The organism is Zhouia amylolytica (assembly GCF_900116365.1).
In the GTDB taxonomy this organism is placed as follows: Bacteria; Bacteroidota; Bacteroidia; order Flavobacteriales; family Flavobacteriaceae; genus Zhouia; species Zhouia amylolytica.
The window spans coordinates 1-26,188 of sequence record NZ_FPAG01000002.1 but is presented as its reverse complement, the minus strand read 5'-3'; the positions used below and the strand labels follow the sequence as shown (position 1 = coordinate 26,188).

The window sequence follows — 26,188 nt, the reverse complement described above, 5'->3', positions numbered from 1 at the left end:
TTAAAGAAAAGGCATATACTCTCTTAAATAAAGTCGCATATGCTTAAGAGCTTTAGACATGTGATTTTCTACAGTTTTGATTGAAATATCTAATTCTTCTGATATTTCTTTATATCGTAACCCCTGAACTTTACTCTTGGTGAAAACCTCACGACATTTTTCAGGCAGAGCTGCAATGGCTAACTGAATTTGTTGACCTAACTCTTCTTCAATAAACTTCGTTGAGGCAGTATCAGAAAGTGCCTCAAAATGCACAAATGCCTCTAATTGCAAGGTATTATCTGTCTTGGAAAGTCTTTTTTTATGCTTTCTCAAATGATCTAAACAAAAGTTTTTAGTCATTCTGTATAGATAAGCGTTTAAAGAAGATTTAATAGAAAGCTTATTTTTTCGCTTCCAAAGCTTTACAAATACATCATTAATTATTTCCTCTGAGTCTTCTTTATTATTGAGATAAGAATTAGCGACATACAGCAATCTCTCGTAGTATAGGCGATATAAAAGTTCATGAGCTTCAATATCTCCTTCCTTGAGTAAATTAATAAAGTTTTGGTTATTAATGTCTAATATTCTTTTTCTCACACTGATCCTATTAGCACCATAATAAGTACACACGAATATACCAAATACTTAGCATTTGTTATTCTTTTAACTAAATTTTTTAATTATTACAAACGAATCTACCAATATCAATACGAACAACTAACGTACACCATCGCTTTAAAAAAATATTTACTTACTGGTTGATAAAGAAAATACACAAACCAATAATCATTGATAAACAACTATTAGATAAGCTGTATTTAAAAAATAGCTCGACACTTAAAATCCAGCCATTGTTTTGATATCAAAAAAGGTTATAGGAAAGATATTATACAAAAAAAAGCATCGATGATTCGATGCTTTTTCCGTTATTTTTTTAATGGTTATAAATAAAAACCCTCTTGTTATTTAGCTATATTCACAGCTCTGGTTTCTCTGATAACCGTTACTTTTACTTGTCCTGGATAGGTCATATCAGTTTGAATCTTTTGAGATATTTCAAACGAAAGTTCTGCAGCTTTATCATCAGACACCTTCTCACTCTCTACAATAACTCTTAATTCCCTACCTGCTTGTATTGCATAGGCCTTTTTAACACCGTTAAAAGCAAAGGCCGTCTCCTCCAGTTCTTTTAAACGTTGAATATATGAATCTAAAATCTGTCTTCTGGCACCAGGTCGTGCTCCGCTAATAGCATCACAAACCTGAACAATAGGAGCTATCAATGATTTCATTTCGATCTCATCATGGTGGGCTCCGATAGCATTACACACGTCAGGTTTCTCTCCATATTTCTCAGCCCATTCCATACCTAAAATAGCGTGAGGCACCTCAGTTTCATTTTCCGGAACCTTACCTATGTCGTGTAATAAACCAGCTCTCTTCGCTAGTTTAGGGTTTAGTCCAAGCTCCGCTGCCATAGTACCACATAACTTCGCAACCTCTCTGGAGTGTTGCAACAAGTTTTGACCATAAGAAGAACGGTATCTCATACGACCCACGGCCTTGATTAATTCAGGATGCAATCCGTGAATTCCAAGATCAATTACAGTACGTTTACCAACCTCTATAATTTCTTCTTCGATTTGTTTAGATACTTTATTAACAACTTCTTCAATTCTCGCAGGATGTATACGTCCATCCGTAACCAATCGGTGCAATGATAATCTCGCCACCTCTCTTCTAACAGAATCAAAACAAGAAAGGATTATGGCTTCTGGTGTATCATCTACTATAATCTCAACACCGGTGGCAGATTCTAAGGCTCGGATATTTCTTCCCTCTCTACCGATAATTCTTCCCTTAACATCATCAGACTCAAGGTTGAATACAGAAACACAATTTTCTATTGCTTCTTCCGTCCCAACACGTTGTATCGTATTTACAACAATTTTTTTAGCCTCTTGCTGAGCAGTAAGCTTCGCCTCCTCCATGGTGTTCTGAATGAAAGTCATCGCATCGCTCTTAGCTTCTGATTTTAAAGACTCCATTAATTGCGACTTGGCATCCTCTGCAGAAAGACCTGAGATTACCTCTAGCTGTTCTACTTGACTTTTATGTAACTTTTCTACCTCAGCCTGTCTTTTATCAAGAAGATTTAATCTGTAATCATAATCATTTGACTTCTGCTGTAACTCATCAGATAACTTCTTATTCTTAGCGATCTCATTAGACACCTGTGATTCTTTATCTCTGACCCTCTTTTCCGCCTCTGCTATTTTTTTATCCTTGGAAATAATTACTTTCTCATGCTCGGATTTTAATTCCAGAAACTTTTCTTTGGCCTGAAGTATTTTATCTTTTTTAATACTTTCTCCTTCCGTAGTGGCTTCCTTAATAATAGTATTTGCCTCTTTTTTAGCATTGCTTAGTGTTTTTGAAGCATTGCTCTTCTCCATCATCTTTGCCACTACAAATCCTAATACTAGTCCTACTACGCCTATAATTGCGAGTGTTAACGTGCTATCCATCTTTAATTTTGGTTTAAAAAAAAAGCCTACATCGGAATGTTTTTGTACAAACTCCTGAAAAACAGGTTTAAGGCTACCCCGCTGATCAAGGATCCGTTACTAGGACGGCATGCTTTTACAACAGAAACTCACCTTTTTTAATTGTATAGTGTTGAGTTCGTCAAAAAAATTATCTCCAATGTAGGCAGTAACAATACTTTTTATTTAAAAGAACATTTTTATGAATTGAAATGCTGAAGTAATATTTGATTTAGCGATTTTAAACGATCTATAGCTTCAACATTATCATTATCCTCATCGATACTTTGTTGTTCCAGCTGAGAAGCAAATTGTAATGCACACATGGCGAGTACATCTTGCTTGTCACGCACGGCATAATTCTTTTCAAACTTTTTAATTAAGTCTTCTATATTCTTTGCAGCCTTTCTCAAACCTTCTTCCTGGCTTGGATCTATCGTTAGAGGATACACTCTGTCTGCTATAGTCAACTTAATTTTAAGTTTTTGATCCATTATGCTTAGAACGTTATTCGGAAAGCTGAGCAATACAATGATCTATTTCCCGAATTAAAGTATTTATTTTAAGTTTCGTTTCAGTTTTATGTTCATTACTGCCAAGCATTGAACTTGCGACTTTGAGCGAATTATATTTTTCCTCCCACTCAATTATGGTTCTCTGTAGGGAGTGTTTCGATTTCTCTGCTATGGCCAATTCCTCTTTTAAAGACTGATTTTCCTGCTTTAAAACATCCATTTTATGGAGCAGTTTACTGACCTTATTTTCAAGAGAATCAACTATTTCGATAAGCTCACTCATGCACACAAATTTCAATACACAACTTTACAAAGTTAACATACCTGTTGATACTTCGCAATAAGAATCTAATTTTTTATTAACTAAAATAAACTAATTAAGGTTTTAACACGTTCGTTTTTTTTGAATTCACCCATTTAATTAAATTAGCTGCCTAATAATAAACCTTATGCGCTTAACACTTACCCTATTTGTATTATTTTCTCAATTTCTATTCGCCCAACGCCAATACCCTGTAAGCTACTTCAGGTCCCCATTGGATATACCCATCCTGTTATCAGGGACATTTGGAGAATTACGATCCAACCATTTTCATTCAGGATTAGACATTAAAACCCAGGGGCGAGAAGGATTAACAGTTCATGCTATTGGGGAAGGTTATATTTCAAGAATAAAAATACAACATTATGGATATGGTAAAGCGGTATACATACAACATCCTAACGGTTACACATCCGTTTATGCGCATATGCAAAAATTCTCCCCCGAAATTGAAGCCTATGTAAAAAAACTTCAATACAACCAACAATCTTATGAGGTAGAAGCCTTTCCCAGACCCTCAGAATTAAGATTAGATAAAGGTGAATTAATTGGATATAGTGGTAACTCAGGTAGTAGCGGAGGCCCACATTTACACTTTGAAATAAGAGACGCCTCACAAAAGCCAATAAACCCTATGTATTTCGGAATGGAAGTCGAAGATAATCAACCACCGACAATCCTGGGACTTTTCGGATATGCATTAGACAACAAAAGCAACATCAATCAATCCAACAACCCTATCAAGTTAAATTACACAAAACAACCGGATGGTAGTTTTTTAGCTGATAAAATAAGTGCTCACGGAAATATAGGGTTTGGATTTAACGCATACGACAGACAAAATAAAACCTATAACAAGAATGGAGTATTTGCCGTCGATCTAACAGTTAATGGCAACCCATACTTCAGTTACGATTTCGAAACCTTTTCTTTCAGTGAAACACGCTATATCAATACATTTATTGATTATGAGCGATATGCAACTCACGGACAAAGAGTACAGCAATGCTTCTTAAAACCTTATACCAGGTTAAGCATTTTCAATGAAAAGGTTAATAACGGCATCATCGAAGTGAAAGAAGGAATGAACTATATGGTTGAAATAGCCGTAAAAGACTTCAAGAATAATATTAGCCTTATTAAGATCCCAATTGAAGGAAAAAACCAGGAAGTTTTAGATAAGTCAGAAAACAGTCAAACAGATCATTACCTGATCGCCGGAAGAGATAATATCTATGAAATTGGACAAGCCAAAGCTTTCTTTCCTCAAAATACATTTTACAACAACTTCTTTATTGACTTACAAGAAGAAAATGGCATTATCTCCATTCACAATGACCAGATTCCGGTGCGAAAAACATATACCCTAAGTTTTGACATCAGCAATCATCCGGATGCAGATAAAAGTGATTTAATTATCGTAAATCTCGATAAAAATGGACAGCCTGGTTATCAAACAACCTATCGAAAGGGCAATACGTTAAGTACAAGAACACGAAACCTGGGTAAATTTAAAGTGGTTAGAGACAGCCTTGCACCCAGAATCATTCCCAATAATTTTAAAGAAGGACAATGGCTTTCCAATTATCGGTACCTGAAAATCAAAATCTACGATGATCTTAGCGGAATAAAAGACTATAAAGCAAGTATTGATGGAAAATGGATTTTAACAGAATACGAATACAAGAAAAACTTGCTTACCTACGATTTCAGCGACCTGAAACTTGAAGGAACAAAACATGAACTGGTTATTGAAGTTACCGATAATGCCGGAAATTCGACCACACTGGAGGGCACCTTCTTCAGAAAAGAATGATGACTAAAATTTAATAGCTAATTAACAGGATTTAATAAAAAGATATAGTAGCTTCGCTGCCTGAATTGCAGACTTTTAAAAACAATAGAACTCTTGAAAACATTTTTTTACGTATTTATTTTTGTAATTTCTACAACGGTGTGTGCTCAAAAAACGATATATCAGAGTGCTACTTTTGAAAATCTGAGCAAAGACCACAAAGTTCTTGCAATCTTGCCCTTTGATACCCTTTTAGAAATAACTGACTTCGATGATTTAACACCAGAAGAGTCAGCTAGCCTTAAAGAAAAAGAAGCCTACGCAGTGCAAAATGCATTAGAAACTTATTTTCTAAAACGTAAAAAGCGAAAGAACTTTAGTGTTAGCTTCCAAAACGTAAAAAACACCAATGCAATTCTTGAAAAAAACGGGATAACCTATGAAAATCTCGACATCTACACTACTAAAGAACTAGCTGAAATATTAGGGGTGGATGGTATTATCAATGGTAATCTTAGAATAAGTGCCCTTATTTCCGAAGGCGTGTCTACTTCATATGATTTTATGTCCTTTATTACCGGAAAGTCAGATTATGGCAAAATAGCAATCAAAGTAAGTGATGGAGCAACAGGTAAACTTATCTGGAAATATGAAAATACCATAACACGGAAATCTGGTAAAAACACCATCGCTATTATTGAGACTATGATGAAAAAAGCTGCCAGAAAGTTCCCTTACGACAGACATTAGAATCTTTTTTTTATTCATACCTAATGAACCAGGTCAAATACAGATGTAGTTCACAGGACATTTTTAGGCTTTATCTAAAATCCTTTATTTGATAGCCTATTTATTAATACTTTTACACCACAGTGATATCAGCTATCATTGTGCCCCCACTCGATTCCTTACCAAGCTTGTTTTTAATTGACAATTTAAATTTGGATTATGGGATACTACACAAATACCATAGTAAAAGGAAAAGAATTCGATGAAGTAATCGACCTGGTTACAGAAGCATTAAAAAATGAAGGATTCGGAATTTTAACTGAAATCGATGTTAAAGAAACTTTTAAAAAGAAACTTGACGTTGATTTTAAAAAATACAAAATCCTTGGGGCTTGCAACCCAAATTTTGCTCATAAAGCCATTCAAAATGAAGATAAAATCGGGGTACTACTTCCGTGCAATGTCATCATAATTGATCAAGACAATAAAAATATTGAAGTTGCAGTGGTCAACCCTATCGAATCAATGAGTGCTGTAAAAAATGACAAGCTGGAAGAAATAGCCTCTGAGGTTCAAAATAAACTAATCAAAGCGATTTCATCAGTTTAACTCAAGAACTAATTTCTATTCCCTTCTAGCCTGTTAGCACTTTTAAATAACAAAAGTTACGCCTGTCTATGCGAATCATGGTGTCTCTGCGTAAGCCTGAAAATCATACTTCCCTTGTCCATTTGAAGAGGAATCCCTCAGAGTAAATACATTACAGTTACTCCATACCAAAAGATGTCTAGGCCCGGTGCTAAAGTATGGATAAAGTATAGATAGAGTATGGATAATGTATGAATAGTGTATGGATAAAACAGCTAATAATACCCTTCTTGATCATCATAACTCCTAAAATCAATTAAAAGGGTCATCATAGCCGGTTGACGGAACACCCTAAAACACCAGCGCTCTTAAAAACAAAAAGCGAAGACATTCGTCTTCGCTCTGCGATTTTTTATATTATTAAATTTATTGACTAGCTATGCGCATACTCTTTCAATACCTCAACAACATAATCCAGCTCCTCTTTGGTATTGAACATAGAAAATGAAAAACGTAGCGAAGGTTTTTGTAGATCCTCTTCAGAAAGAACTTCTCTAAGTACATGCGAGCCCGCACTGCTACCACTCTGACAAGCGCTTCCTTTAGAACATGCTATCCCTTTCATGTCTAATTGAAACAATAATAGCTGCGCCTTCTCCGCTGAAAAAGGTAAACAGGTATTCACCAGAGTATAGGTACTTTTACCTTCAACAGCTGAATTTCCATTAAACTTAACATCTGGCAATGCTTCCTTTAACCTCTTAATAAAATGAGATTTTAATTCAGAAACATATTTACGCTCTTCCTCAAGATGTTCATATGCCAGGGTAAAAGCTTCTTCAAGTCCAACGATATTATGAAGAGATTCCGTTCCTGCACGTGAACCTCGCTCCTGACCACCACCAAAAATAAAAGGTCTCAAACCTGAGTCTTTTCTAATGTAGGCAAAACCAACACCTTTCGGCCCATGGAATTTGTGTGCCGCGGCCGTTAAGAAATCAATCTGAGTTTTCTGAACATCCCATTCCCAATGACCAACAGATTGAACTGTGTCTGAATGAAATACCGCTCCATGATCTTTACACACCTGAGCAAACGCATCGATATCTATCATATTACCGATTTCGTTATTCACATGCATCAAACTCACAAGTTTCTTAGAATCATCTGCCTTAAGCAACGCCTCTAAATGATCCAATCTTGGCGAACCTTCTTCATCAAGTTCAACAAACTGTAAAATTAATCCATACTCCCTGGCAATTTCCTCAGCAGTATGTAATACAGCATGGTGCTCTATTTTTGAAGTAATCAGCTTTTGAATCCCTAAATCCCTTACAGCACATCTTAAAATCATATTATCTGCCTCTGTTCCTCCAGAGGTGAAAATAATTTCAGACGGTTTAGCATTTAGTTGCTTGGCTATGGTTTTTCGTGCTTGTTCTACACGAGTCTTAGCTGCCCTTCCAAAACTATGGGTTGAAGAAGGATTCCCGTAACAGTTAACGAGACAGTCTTGTATTTTAGCAATCACTTCATCTCTCACTTGAGTGGTTGCTGCACTATCTAAATATACCTTTTCCATAGTGGCCAAAATTAATTATTACAAAATTATTAGCAATCAATTACGTTATAAATATTCCTTAAAATGTTACTTTTGTTGCTGATGAAAATTCTGAACAACTATACTATGACACTTAGATTCCCTCTGGCCATTGCTATTTTTTCTATATTAACAGGAATCGTAATAACCTCTTGTAGTGATGGCGAATTCATTACAGAAGACATAAATTTTGATGATTCAACCGTTCAATTATGTAACAATTACGTTTTTTATGAGTTGGCAAATCAAAACAAGGAAGCCTTGATCATAGAAATAGATACTGATGAAGATATTTTAACGAACACAGATCAAGTTCAAGAATTCACTATAAATAATACTTCGAACAGAGTTGTTTATCGAATTTTTAATAACAGCGTGTCCGGATCAAATTATTTCTGTAACTCCATTCCCCCAATTGAACCTACGGTTATTGAGGAATGGACTGCCCCATCAGGTACTATACAAATTCAGAATACCCTTGAAGAAGACGACGAAGATGGAATAAGTGCAGAAGAAGAAGGGTTTGATGTCTCAAATCCTGAATTATCAACAGACACAGATGGTGACGGTATTCCTGATTATAAGGATATTGATGATGATGGTGATAATGTTTTAACAAGTACGGAAGCAGTAAAAGTAGGTGATGTATATCGTGATACTGACGGTGATGGCACTCCTGACTATTTAGATCCTGATGACGATGGCGATGGTGTATTAACAAGAAATGAGGATGCTAATGGAGATTTAGCACCTGGAAATGATGTAGTATTAATAAACGGTGAAGAAGTACCTGCCTATTTAACCACAGAGTCAGCTATAGAAAATGTTATTAATCAATACAGACCTCACGATTATTCCTTTAGATATACCAATCAAATTAGTTTGATCGACGGTTTTAAATTAGAAAATCAAAACCAGGAGATTAAGTTTGATGTAGATAACTATTTGTATGGCACCTATGGAGGAAGTTGGGAAAAAGTAGATGAATTCACACCCACATTTAATCCGTAGTGTTCTGGAAGATATAAACTTCTGTAGCTCCTAATCCGTATTTTTGGTAATCAGCATCATAATAACTGATATTATTATACCTGCCAAATAAATAAGCTAACTCCGTACGAAGAACTCCTTCACCTACCCCATGAATGAAAACAATGCGCTGAATGCGCTTCCTGATGGCAAATTCTAATTGTCGTTTGGCAGTTTCCAACTGCAGGGTCAACATATCGTGATTGGTAAGTCCCTTGGTAGAAGAAGTTAATTGATGAATATGAAGATCTACCTCCATGGGAGGTTGTTGCTTTTCTCTTTTATTTACCCTCACAGGTTTCCTTTTTTGAACTTCCTTTTCGTTCAGAGCCCGAAAAGCCTCAATATTGGAAACGGTATAAGAATCTTCACTCAACTTTATAAGCTCACCTGCCTTTAGACTTATTTCAAATCCCTCGTCCGTCTCTATTGTAATATTGTCATTTTGTACGGCTATCACTTTTCCTTTAATAGCGTCATCCAATACCTCCACTAAATCACCAACTTCAAACTTCATAAAACCTTATTAATTTAAGAGCTGTTTTCAAATCCCAAATTTAAACATCTCTCCTATATTTGTAATCCTTCATGCCTAATTTTCTTATTAAAGTAGTAACTTTAGCCTGATTAATATCATTATTGTTAAGGGAATGAACTTAATATTTTTAGCACCTGAAGAATTCATGCTTCCTTGTTTAAACAAGAAACTATTTGGCATTGAATGTCCTGGATGCGGAATCCAAAGATCAGTTTCATTAATTTTTGAAGGTGATTTATTGGGTGCTCTTAAAATGTATCCTGCCATTTACACTTTAATTTTAATGTTTACACTTATTGGTTTAGACATTCTGGCTAAAAAGAAAGACTTTTCCAAAATTATAATCCCCTTAGCCATTATAAATGCTATCATTATTATCACTAATTATATTTTAAAATTCATCTAATAACCTTAATAAACCTTTAATTTATGGAACAGACTAAATTACCTAACGCAACCATTGTCCTTGTACTCGGAATTTTATCCTTTATAGGATGCTGCTGTACAAATGGTTTTGCGGGATTAGTTCTTGGTGGTATTGGCTTATTCTTGGCCAAAAAGGACGAAAAACTCTATAGGGAAAACCCAGAAAACTATTCGAACTACGGGCAACTTAAAACTGGAAGAGTTTTGTCCATAATCGGTATCGTCTTGAGTGTTTTAGCCATTGCTTTTTACATCTACGCCAAGTCCACTGGTATGTATGAAGAATTAATGGAACAATACATGGAACAGTTAGAACAATTACAATAAAAACAAAAATAATGTTTCTAAGCCCATCTTTTTAGATGGGCTTTTTTTATTGTATTTTAGAATTAAGCATTTCACAAATTACACGATTCATGAATCTATTTTCTGAAATAAGGGATGAAAAAGAAAATATATTACCCTTTGATGGCATCGTAAATTATTATGGGGTTTGCATCCCATTTGACGAAGCAAACAGGTATTATGATAAGCTCCTCCAGCATCTTGCCTGGAAACGCGATTTGGTTGTCATGTTTGGAAAGCGAATAGAAACAAAGCGTAAAGTAGCTTGGTATGGGGATAGACCATATAAATACACCTACTCCAATAACACTAAATTAGCACTCCCCTGGAATGAAGTCTTGATGGAGATAAAAGAACTAACAGAACAAATCACAGGTGAAAGCTATAACTCCTGCCTCGCCAACTTATATCATGATGGTAGTGAAGGAATGGCCTGGCATAGCGATAATGAAAAAGAACTAAAAGTGAACGGTGCTATCGCTTCGTTAAGCTTTGGAGCAGAAAGGAGGTTTTCATTTAAACATAAAGTAAAAAACAACAAAGTTTCAATCATTTTAGAACATGGAAGCCTATTGCTCATGAAAGGAACTACTCAAAAGCATTGGCTTCACAGGTTACCTCCAACTAAAAAACAATTCACACCAAGAGTAAATTTAACGTTTAGAAATATCATTGATCATCCTTAATACACTATTTAATTGAATTTCATTAAATTGTAAAGATCTAACCAATAATTTTATTATGAAACGAAATATGGGTAATACTGACAAGCTAATCAGAGTATTAATAGCAATTGCTATTGCTTTACTATATTTTAATGGATATATAACCGGTACCCTTGGCATTATTCTATTGATTCTTGCTGGGATATTTGTCCTGACCAGCTTTTGTAGTTTATGCCCGTTGTATCTTCCCTTCGGTATTAATACCTGCAAAACAAAAAAGAAATAACGCTCTTTTTACATTCATTCATGGCAAGACAAAAAAAGATGCTGAACGTTTCATATTTGCTATATCGAGCCTGTAGATTGGAGACAAAATTTACGTATTTTTAAAGTTCACTTCAAGTAAGTACATAGCGTTATGAAAATGCAGGATATTGAAAATATTGAACTAAAATACTTAAGTCTTTCAGATTACCAGGAACTCAAAGAGGCCATGATCGAGGCATATAAAACAATGCCTGACTCATATTGGAAAGAGCACCATATTAAGTCTTTAATTGAAAAGTTTCCCGATGGACAAGTAGTCATCAAAATCAATGGTGAACTAGCAGGTTGCGCATTATCTATCATCATAGATTCAGATAAGTTAGACGAAAATCACACCTATAGAGATATCACTAAGAACTACACCTTTGACACCCATACAGCTGAAGGAGACACTTTATATGGTATCGATGTTTTTATCAAACCTGAATATCGGGGCATGCGTCTGGGTAGACGACTCTATGATTACCGAAAAGAACTTTGTGAAAAGTTAAATTTAAAAAGTATTGCTTTCGGAGGGCGAATTCCAAATTACCATAAATACCAGGAGGAGCTGACCCCAAAAGAATATATAGAAAAGGTAAAAAGAAAAGAGATTCATGACCCCGTTCTGAACTTTCAAATTTCAAATGACTTTCACCCGACTAAAGTATTGAAAGGCTACTTAGAAGGAGATGAAGCGTCGAATGAATTTGCCGTTTTATTGGAATGGGATAACATCTATTATGAAAAGCCCTCTAAAAAGGCGGCCACAAGGAAAAAAGTGGTACGGTTGGGATTAATACAATGGCAAATGCGTCCTTATAAAAATCTTGACGAGCTGATGCAGCAGGCAGAATACTTTATAGATGCTGTTTCAGGATATCGTTCAGACTTTGCCTTATTCCCAGAATTTTTCAACGCTCCGTTAATGGCCGAAAACAATCATTTATCTGAACCTGATGCCATAAGAGAGCTTGCTAAACATACCCAAACCATTATTCAAAAGTTTTCTGAATTATCCATAAGCTATAACATCAACATAATTTCCGGCAGCATGCCTGAAATTAAAAACAACAGACTTTATAATGTTGGTTATTTATGTAAACGGGATGGAACCATTGAACGATATGAAAAAATACATGTTACTCCAGACGAAGAAAAAGTATGGGGAATGCAAGGGGGATCTGAGATTAAAACTTTTGACACTGACTGTGGGAAAATAGGAATTTTAATTTGTTATGATTCTGAGTTTCCGGAACTAAGCAGAATTTTAGCTGACGAAGGCATGGACATTTTATTCGTTCCATTCTTAACCGACACACAAAATGGTTTTTCAAGGGTAAGGCATTGCGCTCAGGCAAGAGCTATAGAAAATGAATGTTATGTTGCCATAGCCGGAAGTGTGGGGAATCTCCCAAAAGTTCATAATATGGATATACAATTCGCCCAATCTATGGTATTTACCCCTTGTGATTTTGCCTTCCCTACGAATGGAATAAAAGCCGAAGCCACACCTAATACTGAGATGATACTCATTGCCGATGTAGATATTGATCTACTAAGAGAGTTAAATCAATTTGGTAGCGTGCGTAACTTAAAAGATCGTAGAACGGATTTATTCGAACTCAAAAAAATAACAAAGTAATAAACGCGGTAACCTTGATTATCACTTAAATAAATATAGTATACAATAAGAGTTGAAATGGACCACGAAGTGCAGATCCCTTGCATCAAGCTAAAATGAATATTAAAGACTAACTATCGGGAAATCTCTTAATGACAAATTTAATAACACCTCCGTCAATTTCTGCCTTCTCCAGAATTCCGTTTTTGTAATAATACGTGTTCTCTTTACCATCAGGACTCGTCTTAAGATAGGTGTTTGAGGCAATTCTTTTTATAGAATGAAATTCACCGTGTTCCTCTGCATATACACGATTCACATTTTTTGGCTCCTCAAAAATGAGTTTAACTGTACTGTAATCGATTTCCTGATCTAACTTTTCCGGCTCATTATTATCTTTAAAGAATAAATAATTCTTCCCTTTTCTCTCTGTAAGAGCATTGGTACGCTCTTTTCCATTAAATTTTATTTGAGCCGATGCCTCTACCAATCCATTATTGTCATAGGTTACATTGTAGCCGTAATTCACCTCTATTTTTGTAATAATTCGGGTATCAATACTGGTATGATTATTATACACAACTTCTTTATGAAAGGTCTCCTTTACAGCTTCAAGAACACCGATAGATTTATCTCGGTGAAGTACCTCAAAAGACACCTTTTCCTCAGTCGGGAAATTCAACATTGCTAAAACGAATATGATATAAAAACCTAAGTGTTGCATATGATAAATATACTGATTAAAATTAACTAGTATTTCCTATTTAAAAGAAACTTTTAGGTCCTTCTGCCCATAAAGCAAAGAGAACTGAGTTTCGTTATGATTACCAGTCACTTCCCCAAACTCATCTGCATTTACCACCATTCCATACTATCATTTAAACTTATTATGCTACAGTTTTAAGAATAATATTCTTAATATTGCGTGAGTATTTACAAACACAAACCAATTTTATGGAAAATAAGCCTGAAAAACCAAAAAATTACCTAGCGTTATCTATTATTAGTACCATTTTGTGTTGCTTGCCTGCTGGCATTGTTAGTATTGTTTATGCAACCAAAGTTGACTCTGCTTATGCTATGGGCGAATACGATCGCGCTGCAAACGCTTCTAAAAATGCCAAAACCTGGGCTATCGTTTCAATAGCCGTTGCTGCGTTATTCTGGGTATTGTACATTGCAATTTTTGGATTCGCATTCTTTGCTGCTATGGCCAATGGCAACTACTAATCTAAGAATAGTTATATATTGTTTAATAGGGATTATCTGCCTTGGCGGGTTATCCCTATATTTTTATTACGATCCGAGTTTGAGTCAAATTGACTTCTTTCCTAAATGTCCGTTTCATTCATTAACCAGCCTCCATTGCCCTGGCTGCGGATCACAAAGAGCTATTCATGATTATTTAAATGGTAACGTGGTGAATGGATTAAAACACAATCTTTTAATCCCTGTGGTAGCTTTTGTTTTACTCTATCACTTTTATGTATCCCTTTTTAAGCTAATAAATAAAAAAGCTCCTCAGAGAAACCTTCTTGATCACCCGAAGTTTTCACTAATTATATTAATTATTGTTCTTTCTTTTTGGGTATTTAGAAATATTCCAGTGGCTCCATTTCATTATTTAGCTCCATAAAAAAACCGCCTTTCGGCGGTTATGAATCTTATTTTTCAAATGTTTTTAATGTCGTGGTAATAATATTAACACAATCGAGAAGCTGGTCCTTGGTCATTACCAAAGGAGGTGCAAATCGTATAATATTCCCATGAGTCGGTTTTGCCAACAATCCATTTTCTTTTAACGCCATACAAATATCCCAGGCAGTCGAGCTTTCAGGTGAGTCGTTAATAATAATAGCATTTAAGAGACCTTTACCTCTCACGAGTTTAACAATAGTACTATTTTCTATGTAGTTATTAAGTTCTTCTCTGAAGAGCTGCCCGAGTGTTTCTGCTCTCTCAGCCAAATTTTCATCTTTAACGACTTCTAGAGCTTCCATAGCTACTGCAGCAGCCACCGGGTTTCCACCAAAGGTACTTCCATGTTGCCCGGGCTTAATCACATTCATGATATCATCATCGGCCAATACTGCACTCACAGGATAAACGCCACCACTCAATGCCTTTCCGAGAATAAGCATATCAGGTTTTACATTTTCATGGTCGACTGCCAATAATTTCCCGGTACGTGCTATTCCAGTCTGGATTTCATCCGCAATAAACAACACTTCATGCGCTGTACATGCTTCTTTAGCCTTTGTTAAGAATCCTTCATCAGGAACGTTTACTCCTGCTTCCCCTTGAATCGGTTCAACTAAAAATCCGGCTATGTTCTTCTCGCTCTTAAGGGCTGTTTTTAAAGCCTCTATATCATTATAAGGTATTTTAATAAATCCAGGTGTATAGGGTCCGAAGTTCTTTCTGGCATCCTCGTCATTTGAAAAAGAAATTATCGTTGTTGTCCTTCCATGAAAATTGTTCTCACAAACAATAATCTTAGCCTCTTGCTCCGGAATCCCTTTCTTTTCGTAGGCCCATTTTCTACAAATTTTAATAGCCGTCTCAACACCTTCGGCACCCGTGTTCATTGGCAACAATTTGTCAAACCCAAAGTATTCTGAGGCGTACTTTTCAAATACACCTAACATGTCGTTATAGAAAGCTCTGGAAGTCAAGGTTAATTTTTTTGCCTGTTCCACCATAGCTCCGACAATTCTTGGGTTACAATGCCCTTGATTTACTGCTGAGTAAGCAGATAAGAAGTCATAATATTTTTTTCCTTCAACATCCCACATAAATACGCCTTCACCGCGACTTAACACCACTGGTAAAGGGTGATAATTATGTGCTCCATACTGATTTTCTAAAGCAATTGCATCTTGAGAGGTTAATTTTTCCATTACTGCCATTACTTGATTTTTTAATGTGATACTTTAGCAATTCCTTCTTCTGGAGAGAAATCATCCTTTGTAGTGGGTGCAAATTAGTAAATCTTATTCGAAACACCATAGTCTGTACTTCAAATTTAGAACACCTTTAAGATTTAACTAACACGCTTTCAATTTTTCTGAAATCTTGTCTATGGTAACACTCAGATCTTCTTTTAATGAATGAGGTTCAACAATTTCCGCGTGGTCTGCAAACATTAAAAACCATCGCAGAAAACCTTGTTTCACCCAGGGTGTAAAAAAAGTCATCTCCACCATTTCTCCCAAATCTCGCTCTGAAGTATATCCATAAAAGCACCTTTGATCTTGAATATAAGGAACAGCCGATTTCTCAACCCTAATAATTACCTTTTGAACATCCTTTTTTTGATTTTTCTTTGCGTATGCTTCCTGATATTCTTCCAGTGTTATTTGTTTTGACACCCTGTTTATTTCAGACATGCTTATATCTCTAACCCTGTCAATTCTAAAGTTTCTGTAGTCATTCCTTAATTGGCAATAGGCTAACGTATACCAATATTCATTCTCATGATAAACCCCAACAGGCTCTATAACCCTATTTACAATATGTTCTTTGGCAAATCCGGCATATGAGATCTCCAACACCTTGGTTTCCGCAATGGCTTTAAACAGCAATTCAAGAACATTATCAACCGATGGCTTTTGTTCTCTACGCTGTTTAACAAGAATGTGATCTTCCAAACTTTGCACCAAATCTTTCTCAGTACCTCTTAAAACAGATTTCACCTTAAACATCGCCGATTGAAAATGTCTTCTTATGGCATGATCAGAAAACTTTTCCATCAACTTCTCAGCAGCCACAAAGGCGGTTGCCTCTTCTTTACTAAACATAACAGGAGGCAATCGATACCCCTCCACAATAGAATAGCCCATCCCTGCCTCTCCATAAAGTGGAACACCTGCCTCTTCCAGAGTTCTAATATCTCTGTAAATGGTACGCAGGCTAACCTCAAATCGTTCTGCAAGGTCTTGAGCTTTTATAATTTTTTTAGACTGCAATTGAATTAAAATAGCAGTAATGCGATCAAATCGGTTCATAGTAATTCAAAGATATAAATTATATAGACCGCTTTAATCGGAAAAAGCTCTATTAACTATCTCTGATTATCATTCAAACTTTGCTATTTTTGCGGCATGAGTAGAAAGAAAAATAAAAACGTTGTTTTCGAACAAATAGAAGTGATTGATGCAGGTGCAAAAGGAAAAGCAGTTGCACGAACGGATGAGGGACGCGTTATTTTTATAAAAAATGCTGTTCCAGGTGATATAGTAGATGTTAAAATCTTCAAAAAACGTCGTGGATTTTTAGAAGGGGAAGCCATTAATTTTCATTCTCTATCCGATAGAAGGACAGAACCTGTTTGCGAACACTTCGGTGTTTGTGGAGGATGTAAATGGCAACATATGGGATATGAGCATCAACTATTCTTCAAACAAAAAGAAGTTGAGAATAATTTAAAGCGTTTGGGACATATAGAGCTCCCGGAAGTTTCTCCTATTCTAGGTTCTGAAAAGCAATATTTTTACAGAAACAAAATGGAATTTGCGTTTAGTAATGCGCGATGGCTTACCCGAGAGGAAATTGAAAGTGGAGATGAAATCGATAGTAGGAATGCCTTAGGCTTTCATATTCCTGGAGCTTGGGATAAGATTCTCGATGTGAAGAAATGTCATTTACAGGAAGACCCCTCAAATGCTATTAGATTGATCGTCAAACATTTTGCAAACGAAAATGACCTGACGTTTTTTAATCCGAGAGAACATGCCGGACTACTCCGTTCATTAATGCTTCGGATTGTTTCTACCGGAGAAATCATGGTCGTGATCCAGTTTTATGATGATAATAAAGATCAAAGAGAGCTGCTTCTGGATTATTTAAAACAAGAATTTCCGGAAATAACCTCCCTACAATACATTATTAACCAGAAAGCCAACGATACCATTTACGATCAAGAAGTAGTGCTTTACCATGGTCGTGATCATATTTATGAAGAAATGGAAGGCCTGAGATTTAAAATAAACGCAAAATCGTTTTACCAAACCAATTCAGATCAGGCATATGAACTATACAAGGTAGCTCGCAATTTTGCAGACCTTTCAGGTAACGAGTTGGTATATGATCTGTATACCGGGACTGGAACCATTGCACAATTCGTAGCTAAAAATGCTAAGAAGGTAATTGGTGTTGAAGCTGTACCGGAAGCCATCGAAGATGCCAAAGCTAATGCACAATTAAATGGTATCGAAAACGTTGATTTCTTTGTGGGAGACATGAAGAATGTGTTTAACGAAGCGTTTATAAATACACATGGATTGCCGGATGTCATTATTACCGATCCTCCAAGGGATGGGATGCATAAAGATGTGGTGCAACAGATTTTAAATATAGCTCCTGACAAAGTGGTTTATGTGAGTTGTAACAGTGCTACACAAGCCAGAGACCTGGCTCTAATGGATGAAATGTATAAAGTAACTAAAGTGCAGGCAGTAGATATGTTCCCACAAACACATCATGTAGAAAATGTTGTACTTTTGGAAAAAAGGCAGAATATATAAAAGTGTTTAAATGAAGAAAATTTTCCTTCCTGCATTTATTATCCTTCTAATTTTTATTGGGGTTCTAAGTTGTGAAAAAGATGATATTTGTCCTCCTGACTCAGCGATAACACCAAACTTGGTTATTCGCTTTTACGATGCTGACAACCCTCAGGAAACTAAACTGGTTAACAATATAAGAATTATAGGAGTTGGACAAGAAACTGATGCTTGGCCATTAAGTACAACAGACTCGGTAGTTCTTCCTTTGAAGTCCTTTGCCAACAGTACTTCGTTTGTCTTTATTAAGGATTCAGCGATTGATGAAACAGGTAGTGAAACCGGAGTCATCGATACCTTAACTTTCAATTATGGGACTGAAGAAGTATTTATTTCAAGAGGTTGTGGCTACGTATCATATTACAATAATTTAGGGTACACACCTGACAGTGGCACTGAAGGCTGGGTTTCTCGCCTTCGTATTATTTCAACAGATATAGAAAATCAAAATCAAGCGCATGTACAGATATTTCATTAATATTTCTTTTCTATTGTGTTGTGTCCTGCTTTCTGCTCAGGAAGAAAAATTAATTCAAAAAGATTCTGTTGTTCATAAAGATAAATATGGACTTCGGGTTGGAATAGATTTAAGTAAACCAGTACGAGCAATGCTTGATGATAATTATAAAGGCCTCGAACTGGTAGGAGACTTCCGAATTTCAAGAAAGCTATACCTTGCTGCTGAAATCGGCTCTGAAGAGAAGTTTACTGAAGAGGACCTTTATAATTTCAACACCACAGGTTCATATATTAAAGCAGGAATAGATTATAACACCTATGAGAACTGGTATGGAATGCAAAATCTAATTTATACAGGTTTTCGAGTTGGGGTTAGTACCTTTACCCAGGAATTATTAGATTACAGAATCTACAATGTTGATCAATACTGGAATGAAGGAACCACTTCAGGTGAGAACCTCCTTGGGGAATATGATGGTTTAACCGCCCAGTGGGCTGAACTTGTATTTGGTGTTAAGGCCGAGGTATTAAAGAATGTTTATCTGGGAGCCAGCGTACGATTAAATTACCTTGTTAACCAAACCGAAGCAACTCAATTCCCAAACCTATACATTCCGGGTTTCAACAAAGTTACGGATGGTAGTAATTTCGGAATCGGATACAACTATTCTTTGACTTATTTCGTTCCTATATTCAAAAAAGCGAAAAAAAGTAAAAAAGAAGATAAAGAGGGTAAAAAGTAGTATTTATTCAATCTCTTTTACCCCTTTCATAAAAATCCATTTCATCATTAATTTTTCCTTTTTCCCATGGTATACCACCGCAAATTTGGGTGCTAAAAAAATAGCCCCAAAACCAGCTACCAGCGCTATAACTATATAGTTTATACTGGTAAATGCATGCAATGAAAATCGTATGATCAAAAAGAAAATTAAAAATCCGATAAAGTTGTATAAGAGTGCTTTATTTTTAAGTTTCATACTGCTTATTTCTATTACTTATTATACTTTGCTTTTTTACTTCCTTCGTAGATCTCGTACTTAACCAAGCGACTTTCCAGCTTACCATTAAACAACTTAATCTTTTTAGAAGGTCTCAACCCTACATGTTTTAATGCTTCGATATTCCCGGTAATAAACCAGGCATCAGTATTTGAGTAATTTTGCTTAAGCGTGTCGCCAATACTTTTATAAAACGTTTCAATATCTACATCAAGACGTTCATCATACGGTGGATTAAATACAATATGCAACTTTTCTTCTGTCGGCTTTTCAGAATTGAAAAAGTCTTTCCTGTCAAATGTTATATATTCATTTAGGTTAGCATTTTTGGCATTCGCTTTCGCTTTGAGCAAGGTGGCTGCTGAGCTATCAGAGGCATATATCTTATAGTGAAACTCTCGTGTTTTATTCAGGCAACTCTCTGTGATTTTTTCAAACAATTCCTCATCATAATCCCTCCATTTTTCAAACCCAAATTCTCTTCTATTAATATTGGCAGGTATATTACAAGCTATCATTGCAGCTTCGATCGCCAATGTACCACTACCACACATCGGATCAAAAAAGTCAGATTGCCCATCCCATCCACTCATCAAGATCATTCCAGCTGCCAAAACTTCACTGATAGGTGCCATATTAGTAGCCAGTCTGTAACCTCTTTGGTGTAATGAGGTGCCCGAACTGTCAAGAGATATGGTACATTCTTTTTCCTGGATATGTACATTTATTCTTAAGTCCGGATGTTTGAGATCTATACTAGGTCTTACTCCCTCCTGTTCTCTGAATTTATCTACGATAGCATCTTTGGCCTTTAGTGCCACATAATGAGAATGTGTAAACGCCTTAGAATTAACAGAAGCATTTACAGCAAAGGTATTTTGAGCAGAGAGGTATTCGCTCCAGTTTATACTTTGCACCTTATTATATAAATCCTTTTCATTAAAAACTTTGAAACTCTTTATGGGCTTTAAAATTTTAAGCGCTGTTCTTAAACTTAAATTTGCCTTGTACATAAACCCTTTGTCTCCTTCAAAGTACACACTTCTAACCCCCTTGGTTACATTTAGCGCTCCAAGGTTACGCAATTCCTTGGCTAGTAATTCTTCAAAGCCAAAAAGTGTTTTGGCTACCATTTTATAATTATTACTCATAAATATCGTCTGTAAAAAGGCAAAAATACATTAATTTAGCTGCTTATTTTAGTTCTTCTAAAATAGTTTAGTTTTTCCATTTATAAATAAACACTGCTTACACATCTGAAGCTTATCGATATAATGAATTACATATTACCGATCGTTACTGTTCTTGCGGGTTTTGCTTTTGTAATATTAGTTAAACCTCAATTAAAACAATCATTAAAACTATTATTAGCCTTCAGTGGTGCATTTTTACTTTCATTAACAGTATTTGACCTCCTTCCCGAGGTTTATCATCATGGTAATGCAAAAACGATTGGAATTTGCATTATGGCAGGGATTTTACTCCAGATATTTCTGGAATTCTTTTCGAAGGGAGCTGAGCATGGACATATGCACCATCAGAGTGAAAAGCTGCATTTTCCCTGGTTATTATTTATCAGTTTAAGTATTCATGCCATTCTGGAAGGGTTCCCTATACATAGTCATGACAGTTTGGTATATGGTATTATCGTTCACAAATTACCGATTGCCATTATTTTAACGACCTTCTTTTTGGAAGCCCAGATATCAAAGGGTAAGGTAGCGGGCTTTCTAATATTATTTTCATTAATGACCCCTATAGGAACCTTTTTATCGGAGATAGTACCATTCTTTAAAACCTATTATACTCAGATCTCAGCAGTGGTTATAGGTATCTTTTTTCATATATCAACTATCATTCTTTTTGAAAGTTCGGAAGGACATAAGTTCAATGCCAATAAACTTGTGGTCATTATTATTGGTATATTAACAGCATACATTATTTAGGGGCAATGTTTAGCAGAGAACAATCAAAAAAAATAAGACAAGAGTTCTGGATTTCATTTGGCAAATCCTTTCCCAGAAAATGGATTCTATATAATACCAAAATCAAAGACTTTTCATTTAAATTTCATTTCGATACCAAAAAAGCAATCGTTTCCCTTGACATTGAAGATGACAATCTTGAGAACAGGATTAAATATTATGAAAAATTAGAATCTTTAAAAAAAGTATTAACCGAGAATTACCTTCCAAAAGCCATTTATGAAGACATTTATTTTTTAGAAAATGGCAAAGAAATTTCGAGAGTCTACGTGCAGTTAGATAATGTCTGTATACATAATAAAAATACCTGGCAGGAAACTATGGTTTTCTTAAATGAAACCATGCAAAAATTCGAAGAATTCTATACTGATTTTGAGGACTTTATAAAATCTTAACGAAAATGTACTATATTAGAGCAAACTAATCGTTCTAATGTATGACTAAAAGAATTACCCTTCTAATTGCTTTTTTATTTTTAATTTTAAGCACTTCCTCGCTACCGCACGAATCCTTTCGTGTGGTCTGAATTAAACCTTAATCATAAGGTGTAAAGACAACTACATTCTCTATTAAACCTTTTTCTCCCGCATAATCCACTCCGCTACCGCACGAATCTCCGCTAAGTCAGGAGACTTCGCATAATGATATAGAGGCCGAAAATTAATGCCTTATAAATCTATATCCATAAATTGTTTTATCTGTATATCCATACACTTTTTTCTGAATTTCACTTAATAAATTTATAACCTTTTGAGAATCATTATCACACATGAAAAAATAAGCTCTAGGAAATTCTTTTAAATGAATAGTTTTTTTCATTAAATCTGACCTCTGAAACCTTTCTAAATCTTGATTTCTATCATCAGTAAATGCTATAGAAATTCCAATTCCATTAGAAATTTGTTCACTCAAACCAAACTTATTCAACATCCTCTGCCTTGTAATTTGAATTTCGACTAAATTATTTCGAATAATATCTAATTGAAAATTTAAAGCTGGCTTCTTTTCTACTAAAATTAAATACTCTCTAATTGTCTTAGGTTTTTTCTTAAATAATTTCTTTAACATAATTTTATTTATAACTGTTAACATGGGATATATACCTCCTCGCTACCGCACGAATCCTTTCGTGTGGGCTGAATTATAATTTAATCATAAGATTTAAAGACAACTACATTTTCTATTAAACCTTTTTCTCCCGCATAATCCACCGCACTGCTATAGACATAATCTTCTGGTCTAAATACCAATCCAGCCTCTACAGGGTTTTGATGAATGTAATTCATCTTTTGTTTGACAACCTTGTTACTCCATAGTTCAATAGGTTTGTTGTCATGTCTCCAAAATTGATAATTCTTAACATTAGATGACCTTTTTGCTACTTTCTTGAATTCATTTATCAAAAACTCTTTTCTGCTTTCCTGAATATTATCCTTAATAACTTCAACAAATGTCTTGCTTGTAAAGCGCTTAAAGTCACCTAATATCTGTTCTGGTTTTTCTCCATTTATACTTCTAAACACTAAATGTACATGAATTGACATGATGCACCATGCTATAATTTCCATTCCCTTATTTTGTTGGCAAAATGACAAACTATCCAATAAAATATTTTTGTATTCATTACGGGTAAAAACGTCTAACCAACCTACTACCGCGAAACTTACAAAATATAAGCCTTCGGGATTATGAAATTTATAATTCCTGCTCATACTCTAAATATAATGAAAATGTTTCGTGGTTTTTTAGCTTAATCTACCACACGAAAGGATTCGTGTGGCAGCAGAGATATTGAAGATTTCTTTTTCAATTTTTAAATAACCTCAAGTAAAATAAAGAAGTAGTGCGACACTGCACCTCCCAAGACAAAGAAATGCCATATAACATGATTATATGGTATTTTTTTTATGGCATAAAACACTGTGCCGAGGGTATAAAAGGCTCCACCTAACATTAATAGATTTAAACCCAGTTGGGAAACATTTGCAATCAAATCCTGTATATCGAAAATAATTAGCCATCCCATGAAGAGATATAATAACAAAGAAAAGATTTCATACTTACCAGTAAAAAAAACCTTTAGAACCGTACCTAATATGGCCACTGCCCATACCACACCGAATATCAACCATCCCGATCCGTTCTCAAGGGTTATCAGGGAAACAGGGGTATAAGTACCTGCTATCAAAAAATAAATACTGATGTGATCTGCTTTCCGCCACATTTGTTTGAGCTCTAAATCTTCCACCGCATGATAGATAGTTGATGCAGAAAACAAAACGATAACTGAAATCGCATATAAAATTATACTGAGTGTACTATACGGTGTTTTATCAGAATCTGTAAGGAGTAAAAAGACCAGGCCAATGATACCTAAAATAATCCCTACTCCATGTGACATCGCGTTCCAAAACTCCTCTTTTCTTGTCTGATCCATGATACAAAGATACATCATTCATGTTCATCGGCACGATAAAATACCTGCTGTAGAGAGGGGCGAATATTCAAGTTATACAAAGCCCGATGTGATCTGTTGGGATAAACCCGGTTGCTTAGAAATATAAATAGCAAGTTATTATCGGGATCTGCCCATACATAAGTTCCTGTAAAGCCTCCATGTCCAAAACTATTAGGACTTACCTCGGGTGCCGGGGATGCCTGGGAGATACTCAATTCACTATTGTTCAATAACGGTTTATCAAATCCCAATGCCCTTTTATTATCATTCTCTGCATATTGTGCTTTCGTAAATTCTTTCATTGTGGCCTCGGAAATATAGCGCTTGTTACCATAAACTCCCATATTTTGGTACATATATATGAGTTTAGCCAAATCCAGGGCTGTGCCAAACAAACCAGCATTCCCGGATACTCCTCCCATTAAACCCGCATTTTCATCATGAACCCATCCATGCACCGTTTTATTTCTAAATATGTTATCAATCTCTGTTGGCACGATTAGGCTATCAGGATACTTCCCTGTAGGATTGAACATTAGGGTGTTAGCTCCCATAGGTCTGTAGATACTATCGGTAACATAATCTTCATAGTCAACACCTGTTATATTTTTAATAATTTCAGGGTACAAAAGAAAACTCAATCCGGAATACTTATACTTCTTTTCATCAGAAACATTTGATCTGTTTATGATACGTTTCATTTTTCTATAGAATCTATTATGAAGGTATAATGAATCATATATTTTAACTGAAAATATGTGGCTGTAGTGATGACGGACAAATCTTCTTTTCAATTTTCCATTTTTACGTATCAATTTCGAGGCAAAAACAATATAGGGCTCTAACCCTGCCTGATGAGCCAAAACCTCACGTACAGTTAACTCCTTTTTATCCTTTCTATGCCGCCAGGGTTTCCAATAGTAACTAAAATTTTGATCTAAATCCAATTTTCCCTGATCGTGAAGCTGCATTAAAACAGGTAGCGGTCCGGCTATTTTGGTAACAGAAGCTAAATCGTACAGATCCTTTTTAGATACTGCATGAAGACTATCATAGGTATGATAACCAAAAGCTTCATGATAAATAATGGCATTGTTTTTAGCGACAAGGAGCTGGGCACCCGGAAATGCTCTTTCATGTATTCCCCTGGTCATTATAGAATCTACTTTATGATAAATATAGGCGCTATCAAGACCCTGACTATTTGGAGTATTATAGACTAATTCTTTAGAATGATCCTGAGCAAATCCTAAGCTACCAGTTAAAAGGATAAAGAAAAGATTGATGTGAAGTTTCATTGGCACAGTTCTTTCCGTGCAATTTAAAAAGATCTCTGGGTAATCGCTAGATTTCGGGTATAAAAAAACCCTTTATCGTAGTGATAAAGGGTTTTCTAAAAGAAGGCGGCGACATACTCTCCCACTTTCGTAGTACCATCTGCGCTGGTGGGCTTAACTGCTCTGTTCGGAATGGGAAGAGGTGAGCCCCACCGCTGTAACCACCTTAAGTCTTTGATTGACTTGTAGCCAACTCTAATAAGGTAACATATTGAGATAAAAATTATAAGTTTTAGCAACAAAAGAAAAAGAATCAGTACATAAGCTTACGGGTAATTAGTACTACTCGGCTACCTGCATTACTGCACTTGCACCTATAGCCTATCAACGTTGTCATCTCCAACGACCCTTTAAAGAAATCTCATCTTGTG

The 26,188-nt window shown here is 35.5% G+C and carries 31 protein-coding genes, 2 rRNA genes and 1 other RNA gene; 16 read left to right on the top strand and 18 right to left on the bottom strand.

Annotated features, from left to right (window positions below; genetic code table 11):
- The 5 genes from BM361_RS02665 to BM361_RS02645 all read right to left on the bottom strand — a co-directional run bounded on the left by BM361_RS02665 (position 1) and on the right by BM361_RS02645 (position 3,329).
- Positions 1 to 582: an RNA polymerase sigma-70 factor gene (locus tag BM361_RS02665; protein WP_161808355.1), complete on the bottom strand. Its 582-nt coding sequence runs from the start codon at positions 580 to 582 to the stop codon at positions 1 to 3.
- A 365-nt stretch (positions 583 to 947) separates the two neighbouring features.
- Positions 948 to 2,513: a ribonuclease Y gene (gene rny / locus BM361_RS02660; protein ID WP_038265122.1), complete on the bottom strand. Its 1,566-nt coding sequence runs from the start codon at positions 2,511 to 2,513 to the stop codon at positions 948 to 950.
- A gap of 48 nt (positions 2,514 to 2,561) precedes the next feature.
- Positions 2,562 to 2,670, bottom strand: a non-coding RNA gene (ssrS, locus tag BM361_RS02655) — 6S RNA.
- 61 nt (positions 2,671 to 2,731) lie between these two features.
- Positions 2,732 to 3,025 (bottom strand): cell division protein ZapA, encoded by a 294-nt coding sequence (locus tag BM361_RS02650; protein ID WP_038265125.1) that lies wholly within the window; start codon positions 3,023 to 3,025, stop codon positions 2,732 to 2,734.
- 13 nt (positions 3,026 to 3,038) lie between these two features.
- Complete coding sequence (locus BM361_RS02645) at positions 3,039 to 3,329, bottom strand: hypothetical protein (protein WP_038265128.1); 291 nt, start codon at positions 3,327 to 3,329, stop codon at positions 3,039 to 3,041.
- 166 nt (positions 3,330 to 3,495) lie between these two features.
- Between BM361_RS02645 and BM361_RS02640 the strand changes: the two genes are divergently transcribed.
- From BM361_RS02640 to BM361_RS02630, 3 genes are all read left to right on the top strand, one after another.
- Positions 3,496 to 5,184, top strand: coding sequence for a M23 family metallopeptidase (locus tag BM361_RS02640; protein ID WP_074976759.1), 1,689 nt, complete (start codon positions 3,496 to 3,498; stop codon positions 5,182 to 5,184).
- 93 nt (positions 5,185 to 5,277) lie between these two features.
- Positions 5,278 to 5,913: a hypothetical protein gene (locus BM361_RS02635; protein ID WP_038265134.1), complete on the top strand. Its 636-nt coding sequence runs from the start codon at positions 5,278 to 5,280 to the stop codon at positions 5,911 to 5,913.
- 198 nt (positions 5,914 to 6,111) lie between these two features.
- Positions 6,112 to 6,501 (top strand): DUF302 domain-containing protein, encoded by a 390-nt coding sequence (locus BM361_RS02630; protein ID WP_074976757.1) that lies wholly within the window; start codon positions 6,112 to 6,114, stop codon positions 6,499 to 6,501.
- 412 nt (positions 6,502 to 6,913) lie between these two features.
- Here BM361_RS02630 and BM361_RS02625 read toward each other — a convergent pair whose 3' ends face one another.
- Complete coding sequence (locus BM361_RS02625; RefSeq protein ID WP_038265141.1) at positions 6,914 to 8,062, bottom strand: cysteine desulfurase family protein; 1,149 nt, start codon at positions 8,060 to 8,062, stop codon at positions 6,914 to 6,916.
- 105 nt (positions 8,063 to 8,167) lie between these two features.
- Between BM361_RS02625 and BM361_RS02620 the strand changes: the two genes are divergently transcribed.
- The gene (locus BM361_RS02620; RefSeq protein WP_074976755.1) at positions 8,168 to 9,091 is read left to right on the top strand and encodes a hypothetical protein; all 924 of its coding nucleotides are present in this window, start codon (positions 8,168 to 8,170) and stop codon (positions 9,089 to 9,091) included.
- Here BM361_RS02620 and BM361_RS02615 read toward each other — a convergent pair.
- Positions 9,081 to 9,626: a Smr/MutS family protein gene (locus BM361_RS02615; protein WP_074976753.1), complete on the bottom strand. Its 546-nt coding sequence runs from the start codon at positions 9,624 to 9,626 to the stop codon at positions 9,081 to 9,083. The two genes, BM361_RS02620 and BM361_RS02615, sit on opposite strands and share 11 nt — an antisense overlap.
- A gap of 133 nt (positions 9,627 to 9,759) precedes the next feature.
- On the opposite strand from BM361_RS02615, the gene BM361_RS02610 reads away from it, so the two are divergent.
- The 5 genes from BM361_RS02610 (at position 9,760) to BM361_RS02590 (ending at position 13,034) form a co-directional block, all read left to right on the top strand.
- Positions 9,760 to 10,053 (top strand): DUF2752 domain-containing protein, encoded by a 294-nt coding sequence (locus BM361_RS02610; protein WP_074976751.1) that lies wholly within the window; start codon positions 9,760 to 9,762, stop codon positions 10,051 to 10,053.
- 23 nt (positions 10,054 to 10,076) lie between these two features.
- Entirely contained in the window at positions 10,077 to 10,400 is a 324-nt protein-coding gene (locus BM361_RS02605) for a CCC motif membrane protein (protein WP_038265151.1), read from the top strand.
- A gap of 89 nt (positions 10,401 to 10,489) precedes the next feature.
- Positions 10,490 to 11,104, top strand: coding sequence for an alpha-ketoglutarate-dependent dioxygenase AlkB family protein (locus tag BM361_RS02600; RefSeq protein ID WP_074976750.1), 615 nt, complete (start codon positions 10,490 to 10,492; stop codon positions 11,102 to 11,104).
- Between the two features lie 55 nt (positions 11,105 to 11,159).
- Positions 11,160 to 11,369 (top strand): YgaP family membrane protein, encoded by a 210-nt coding sequence (locus BM361_RS02595; RefSeq protein WP_074976749.1) that lies wholly within the window; start codon positions 11,160 to 11,162, stop codon positions 11,367 to 11,369.
- Positions 11,370 to 11,501: 132 nt separating this feature from the next.
- Positions 11,502 to 13,034 (top strand): bifunctional GNAT family N-acetyltransferase/carbon-nitrogen hydrolase family protein, encoded by a 1,533-nt coding sequence (locus BM361_RS02590; RefSeq protein WP_074976748.1) that lies wholly within the window; start codon positions 11,502 to 11,504, stop codon positions 13,032 to 13,034.
- A gap of 109 nt (positions 13,035 to 13,143) precedes the next feature.
- Here the strand turns inward: BM361_RS02590 and BM361_RS02585 are convergent, their stop codons facing one another.
- Positions 13,144 to 13,737, bottom strand: coding sequence for a DUF6134 family protein (locus BM361_RS02585; RefSeq protein WP_074976746.1), 594 nt, complete (start codon positions 13,735 to 13,737; stop codon positions 13,144 to 13,146).
- Between the two features lie 230 nt (positions 13,738 to 13,967).
- Between BM361_RS02585 and BM361_RS02580 the strand changes: the two genes are divergently transcribed.
- Together BM361_RS02580 and BM361_RS17230 are read left to right on the top strand one after the other, a co-directional pair.
- Positions 13,968 to 14,243 carry a CD225/dispanin family protein gene (locus BM361_RS02580; protein ID WP_074976744.1) on the top strand — a complete coding sequence of 92 codons (276 nt, stop codon included), beginning with the start codon at positions 13,968 to 13,970 and terminating at the stop codon, positions 14,241 to 14,243.
- Positions 14,230 to 14,649 (top strand): DUF2752 domain-containing protein, encoded by a 420-nt coding sequence (locus BM361_RS17230; RefSeq protein ID WP_074976742.1) that lies wholly within the window; start codon positions 14,230 to 14,232, stop codon positions 14,647 to 14,649. Before BM361_RS02580 ends, BM361_RS17230 begins: the two co-directional genes overlap by 14 nt.
- 28 nt (positions 14,650 to 14,677) lie before the next feature.
- Here the strand turns inward: BM361_RS17230 and rocD are convergent, their stop codons facing one another.
- Both rocD and BM361_RS02565 read right to left on the bottom strand, forming a co-directional pair.
- A complete protein-coding gene (gene rocD / locus BM361_RS02570) occupies positions 14,678 to 15,922 on the bottom strand; it encodes an ornithine--oxo-acid transaminase (RefSeq protein ID WP_074976740.1) in 1,245 nt (414 codons plus the stop codon).
- 138 nt (positions 15,923 to 16,060) lie between these two features.
- Positions 16,061 to 17,020: a helix-turn-helix transcriptional regulator gene (locus BM361_RS02565; RefSeq protein ID WP_074976738.1), complete on the bottom strand. Its 960-nt coding sequence runs from the start codon at positions 17,018 to 17,020 to the stop codon at positions 16,061 to 16,063.
- 96 nt (positions 17,021 to 17,116) lie between these two features.
- On the opposite strand from BM361_RS02565, the gene rlmD reads away from it, so the two are divergent.
- Genes rlmD through BM361_RS02550 form a run of 3 tightly spaced genes read left to right on the top strand, consistent with a single transcriptional unit; the run spans position 17,117 to position 19,779 of the window.
- Positions 17,117 to 18,538 (top strand): 23S rRNA (uracil(1939)-C(5))-methyltransferase RlmD, encoded by a 1,422-nt coding sequence (rlmD, locus tag BM361_RS02560; protein WP_074976736.1) that lies wholly within the window; start codon positions 17,117 to 17,119, stop codon positions 18,536 to 18,538.
- A 10-nt stretch (positions 18,539 to 18,548) separates the two neighbouring features.
- Positions 18,549 to 19,055: a DUF6452 family protein gene (locus BM361_RS02555; RefSeq protein ID WP_074976734.1), complete on the top strand. Its 507-nt coding sequence runs from the start codon at positions 18,549 to 18,551 to the stop codon at positions 19,053 to 19,055.
- Positions 19,036 to 19,779 (top strand): DUF6048 family protein, encoded by a 744-nt coding sequence (locus BM361_RS02550; protein WP_038265178.1) that lies wholly within the window; start codon positions 19,036 to 19,038, stop codon positions 19,777 to 19,779. The genes BM361_RS02555 and BM361_RS02550 overlap by 20 nt, the downstream gene beginning before the upstream one ends.
- A gap of 3 nt (positions 19,780 to 19,782) precedes the next feature.
- Here the strand turns inward: BM361_RS02550 and BM361_RS02545 are convergent, their stop codons facing one another.
- Positions 19,783 to 20,016, bottom strand: coding sequence for a hypothetical protein (locus BM361_RS02545; RefSeq protein ID WP_038265180.1), 234 nt, complete (start codon positions 20,014 to 20,016; stop codon positions 19,783 to 19,785).
- 14 nt (positions 20,017 to 20,030) lie between these two features.
- Entirely contained in the window at positions 20,031 to 21,188 is a 1,158-nt protein-coding gene (locus BM361_RS02540; protein WP_235444268.1) for a THUMP domain-containing class I SAM-dependent RNA methyltransferase, read from the bottom strand.
- A gap of 123 nt (positions 21,189 to 21,311) precedes the next feature.
- Between BM361_RS02540 and BM361_RS02535 the strand changes: the two genes are divergently transcribed.
- Both BM361_RS02535 and BM361_RS02530 read left to right on the top strand, forming a co-directional pair.
- Positions 21,312 to 21,983, top strand: a complete 672-nt coding sequence (locus tag BM361_RS02535) for a ZIP family metal transporter (RefSeq protein ID WP_038265183.1) — start codon at positions 21,312 to 21,314, stop codon at positions 21,981 to 21,983.
- A gap of 5 nt (positions 21,984 to 21,988) precedes the next feature.
- A complete protein-coding gene (locus tag BM361_RS02530) occupies positions 21,989 to 22,417 on the top strand; it encodes a DUF4268 domain-containing protein (RefSeq protein ID WP_074976733.1) in 429 nt (142 codons plus the stop codon).
- Between the two features lie 265 nt (positions 22,418 to 22,682).
- Here BM361_RS02530 and BM361_RS02525 read toward each other — a convergent pair whose 3' ends face one another.
- From BM361_RS02525 to BM361_RS02500, 6 genes are all read right to left on the bottom strand, one after another.
- A complete protein-coding gene (locus BM361_RS02525) occupies positions 22,683 to 23,090 on the bottom strand; it encodes a hypothetical protein (RefSeq protein ID WP_139226591.1) in 408 nt (135 codons plus the stop codon).
- 80 nt (positions 23,091 to 23,170) lie between these two features.
- Positions 23,171 to 23,734 (bottom strand): REP-associated tyrosine transposase, encoded by a 564-nt coding sequence (locus tag BM361_RS02520; RefSeq protein ID WP_074976729.1) that lies wholly within the window; start codon positions 23,732 to 23,734, stop codon positions 23,171 to 23,173.
- A 101-nt stretch (positions 23,735 to 23,835) separates the two neighbouring features.
- The gene (gene trhA, locus BM361_RS02515; RefSeq protein ID WP_038265568.1) at positions 23,836 to 24,459 is read right to left on the bottom strand and encodes a PAQR family membrane homeostasis protein TrhA; all 624 of its coding nucleotides are present in this window, start codon (positions 24,457 to 24,459) and stop codon (positions 23,836 to 23,838) included.
- 14 nt (positions 24,460 to 24,473) lie between these two features.
- Positions 24,474 to 25,778, bottom strand: a complete 1,305-nt coding sequence (locus BM361_RS02510) for a serine hydrolase domain-containing protein (protein ID WP_074976727.1) — start codon at positions 25,776 to 25,778, stop codon at positions 24,474 to 24,476.
- A 100-nt stretch (positions 25,779 to 25,878) separates the two neighbouring features.
- A 5S ribosomal RNA gene (rrf, locus tag BM361_RS02505) occupies positions 25,879 to 25,986 on the bottom strand.
- Positions 25,987 to 26,073: 87 nt separating this feature from the next.
- Positions 26,074 to 26,188, bottom strand: a 23S ribosomal RNA gene (locus tag BM361_RS02500); the annotation flags it as partial.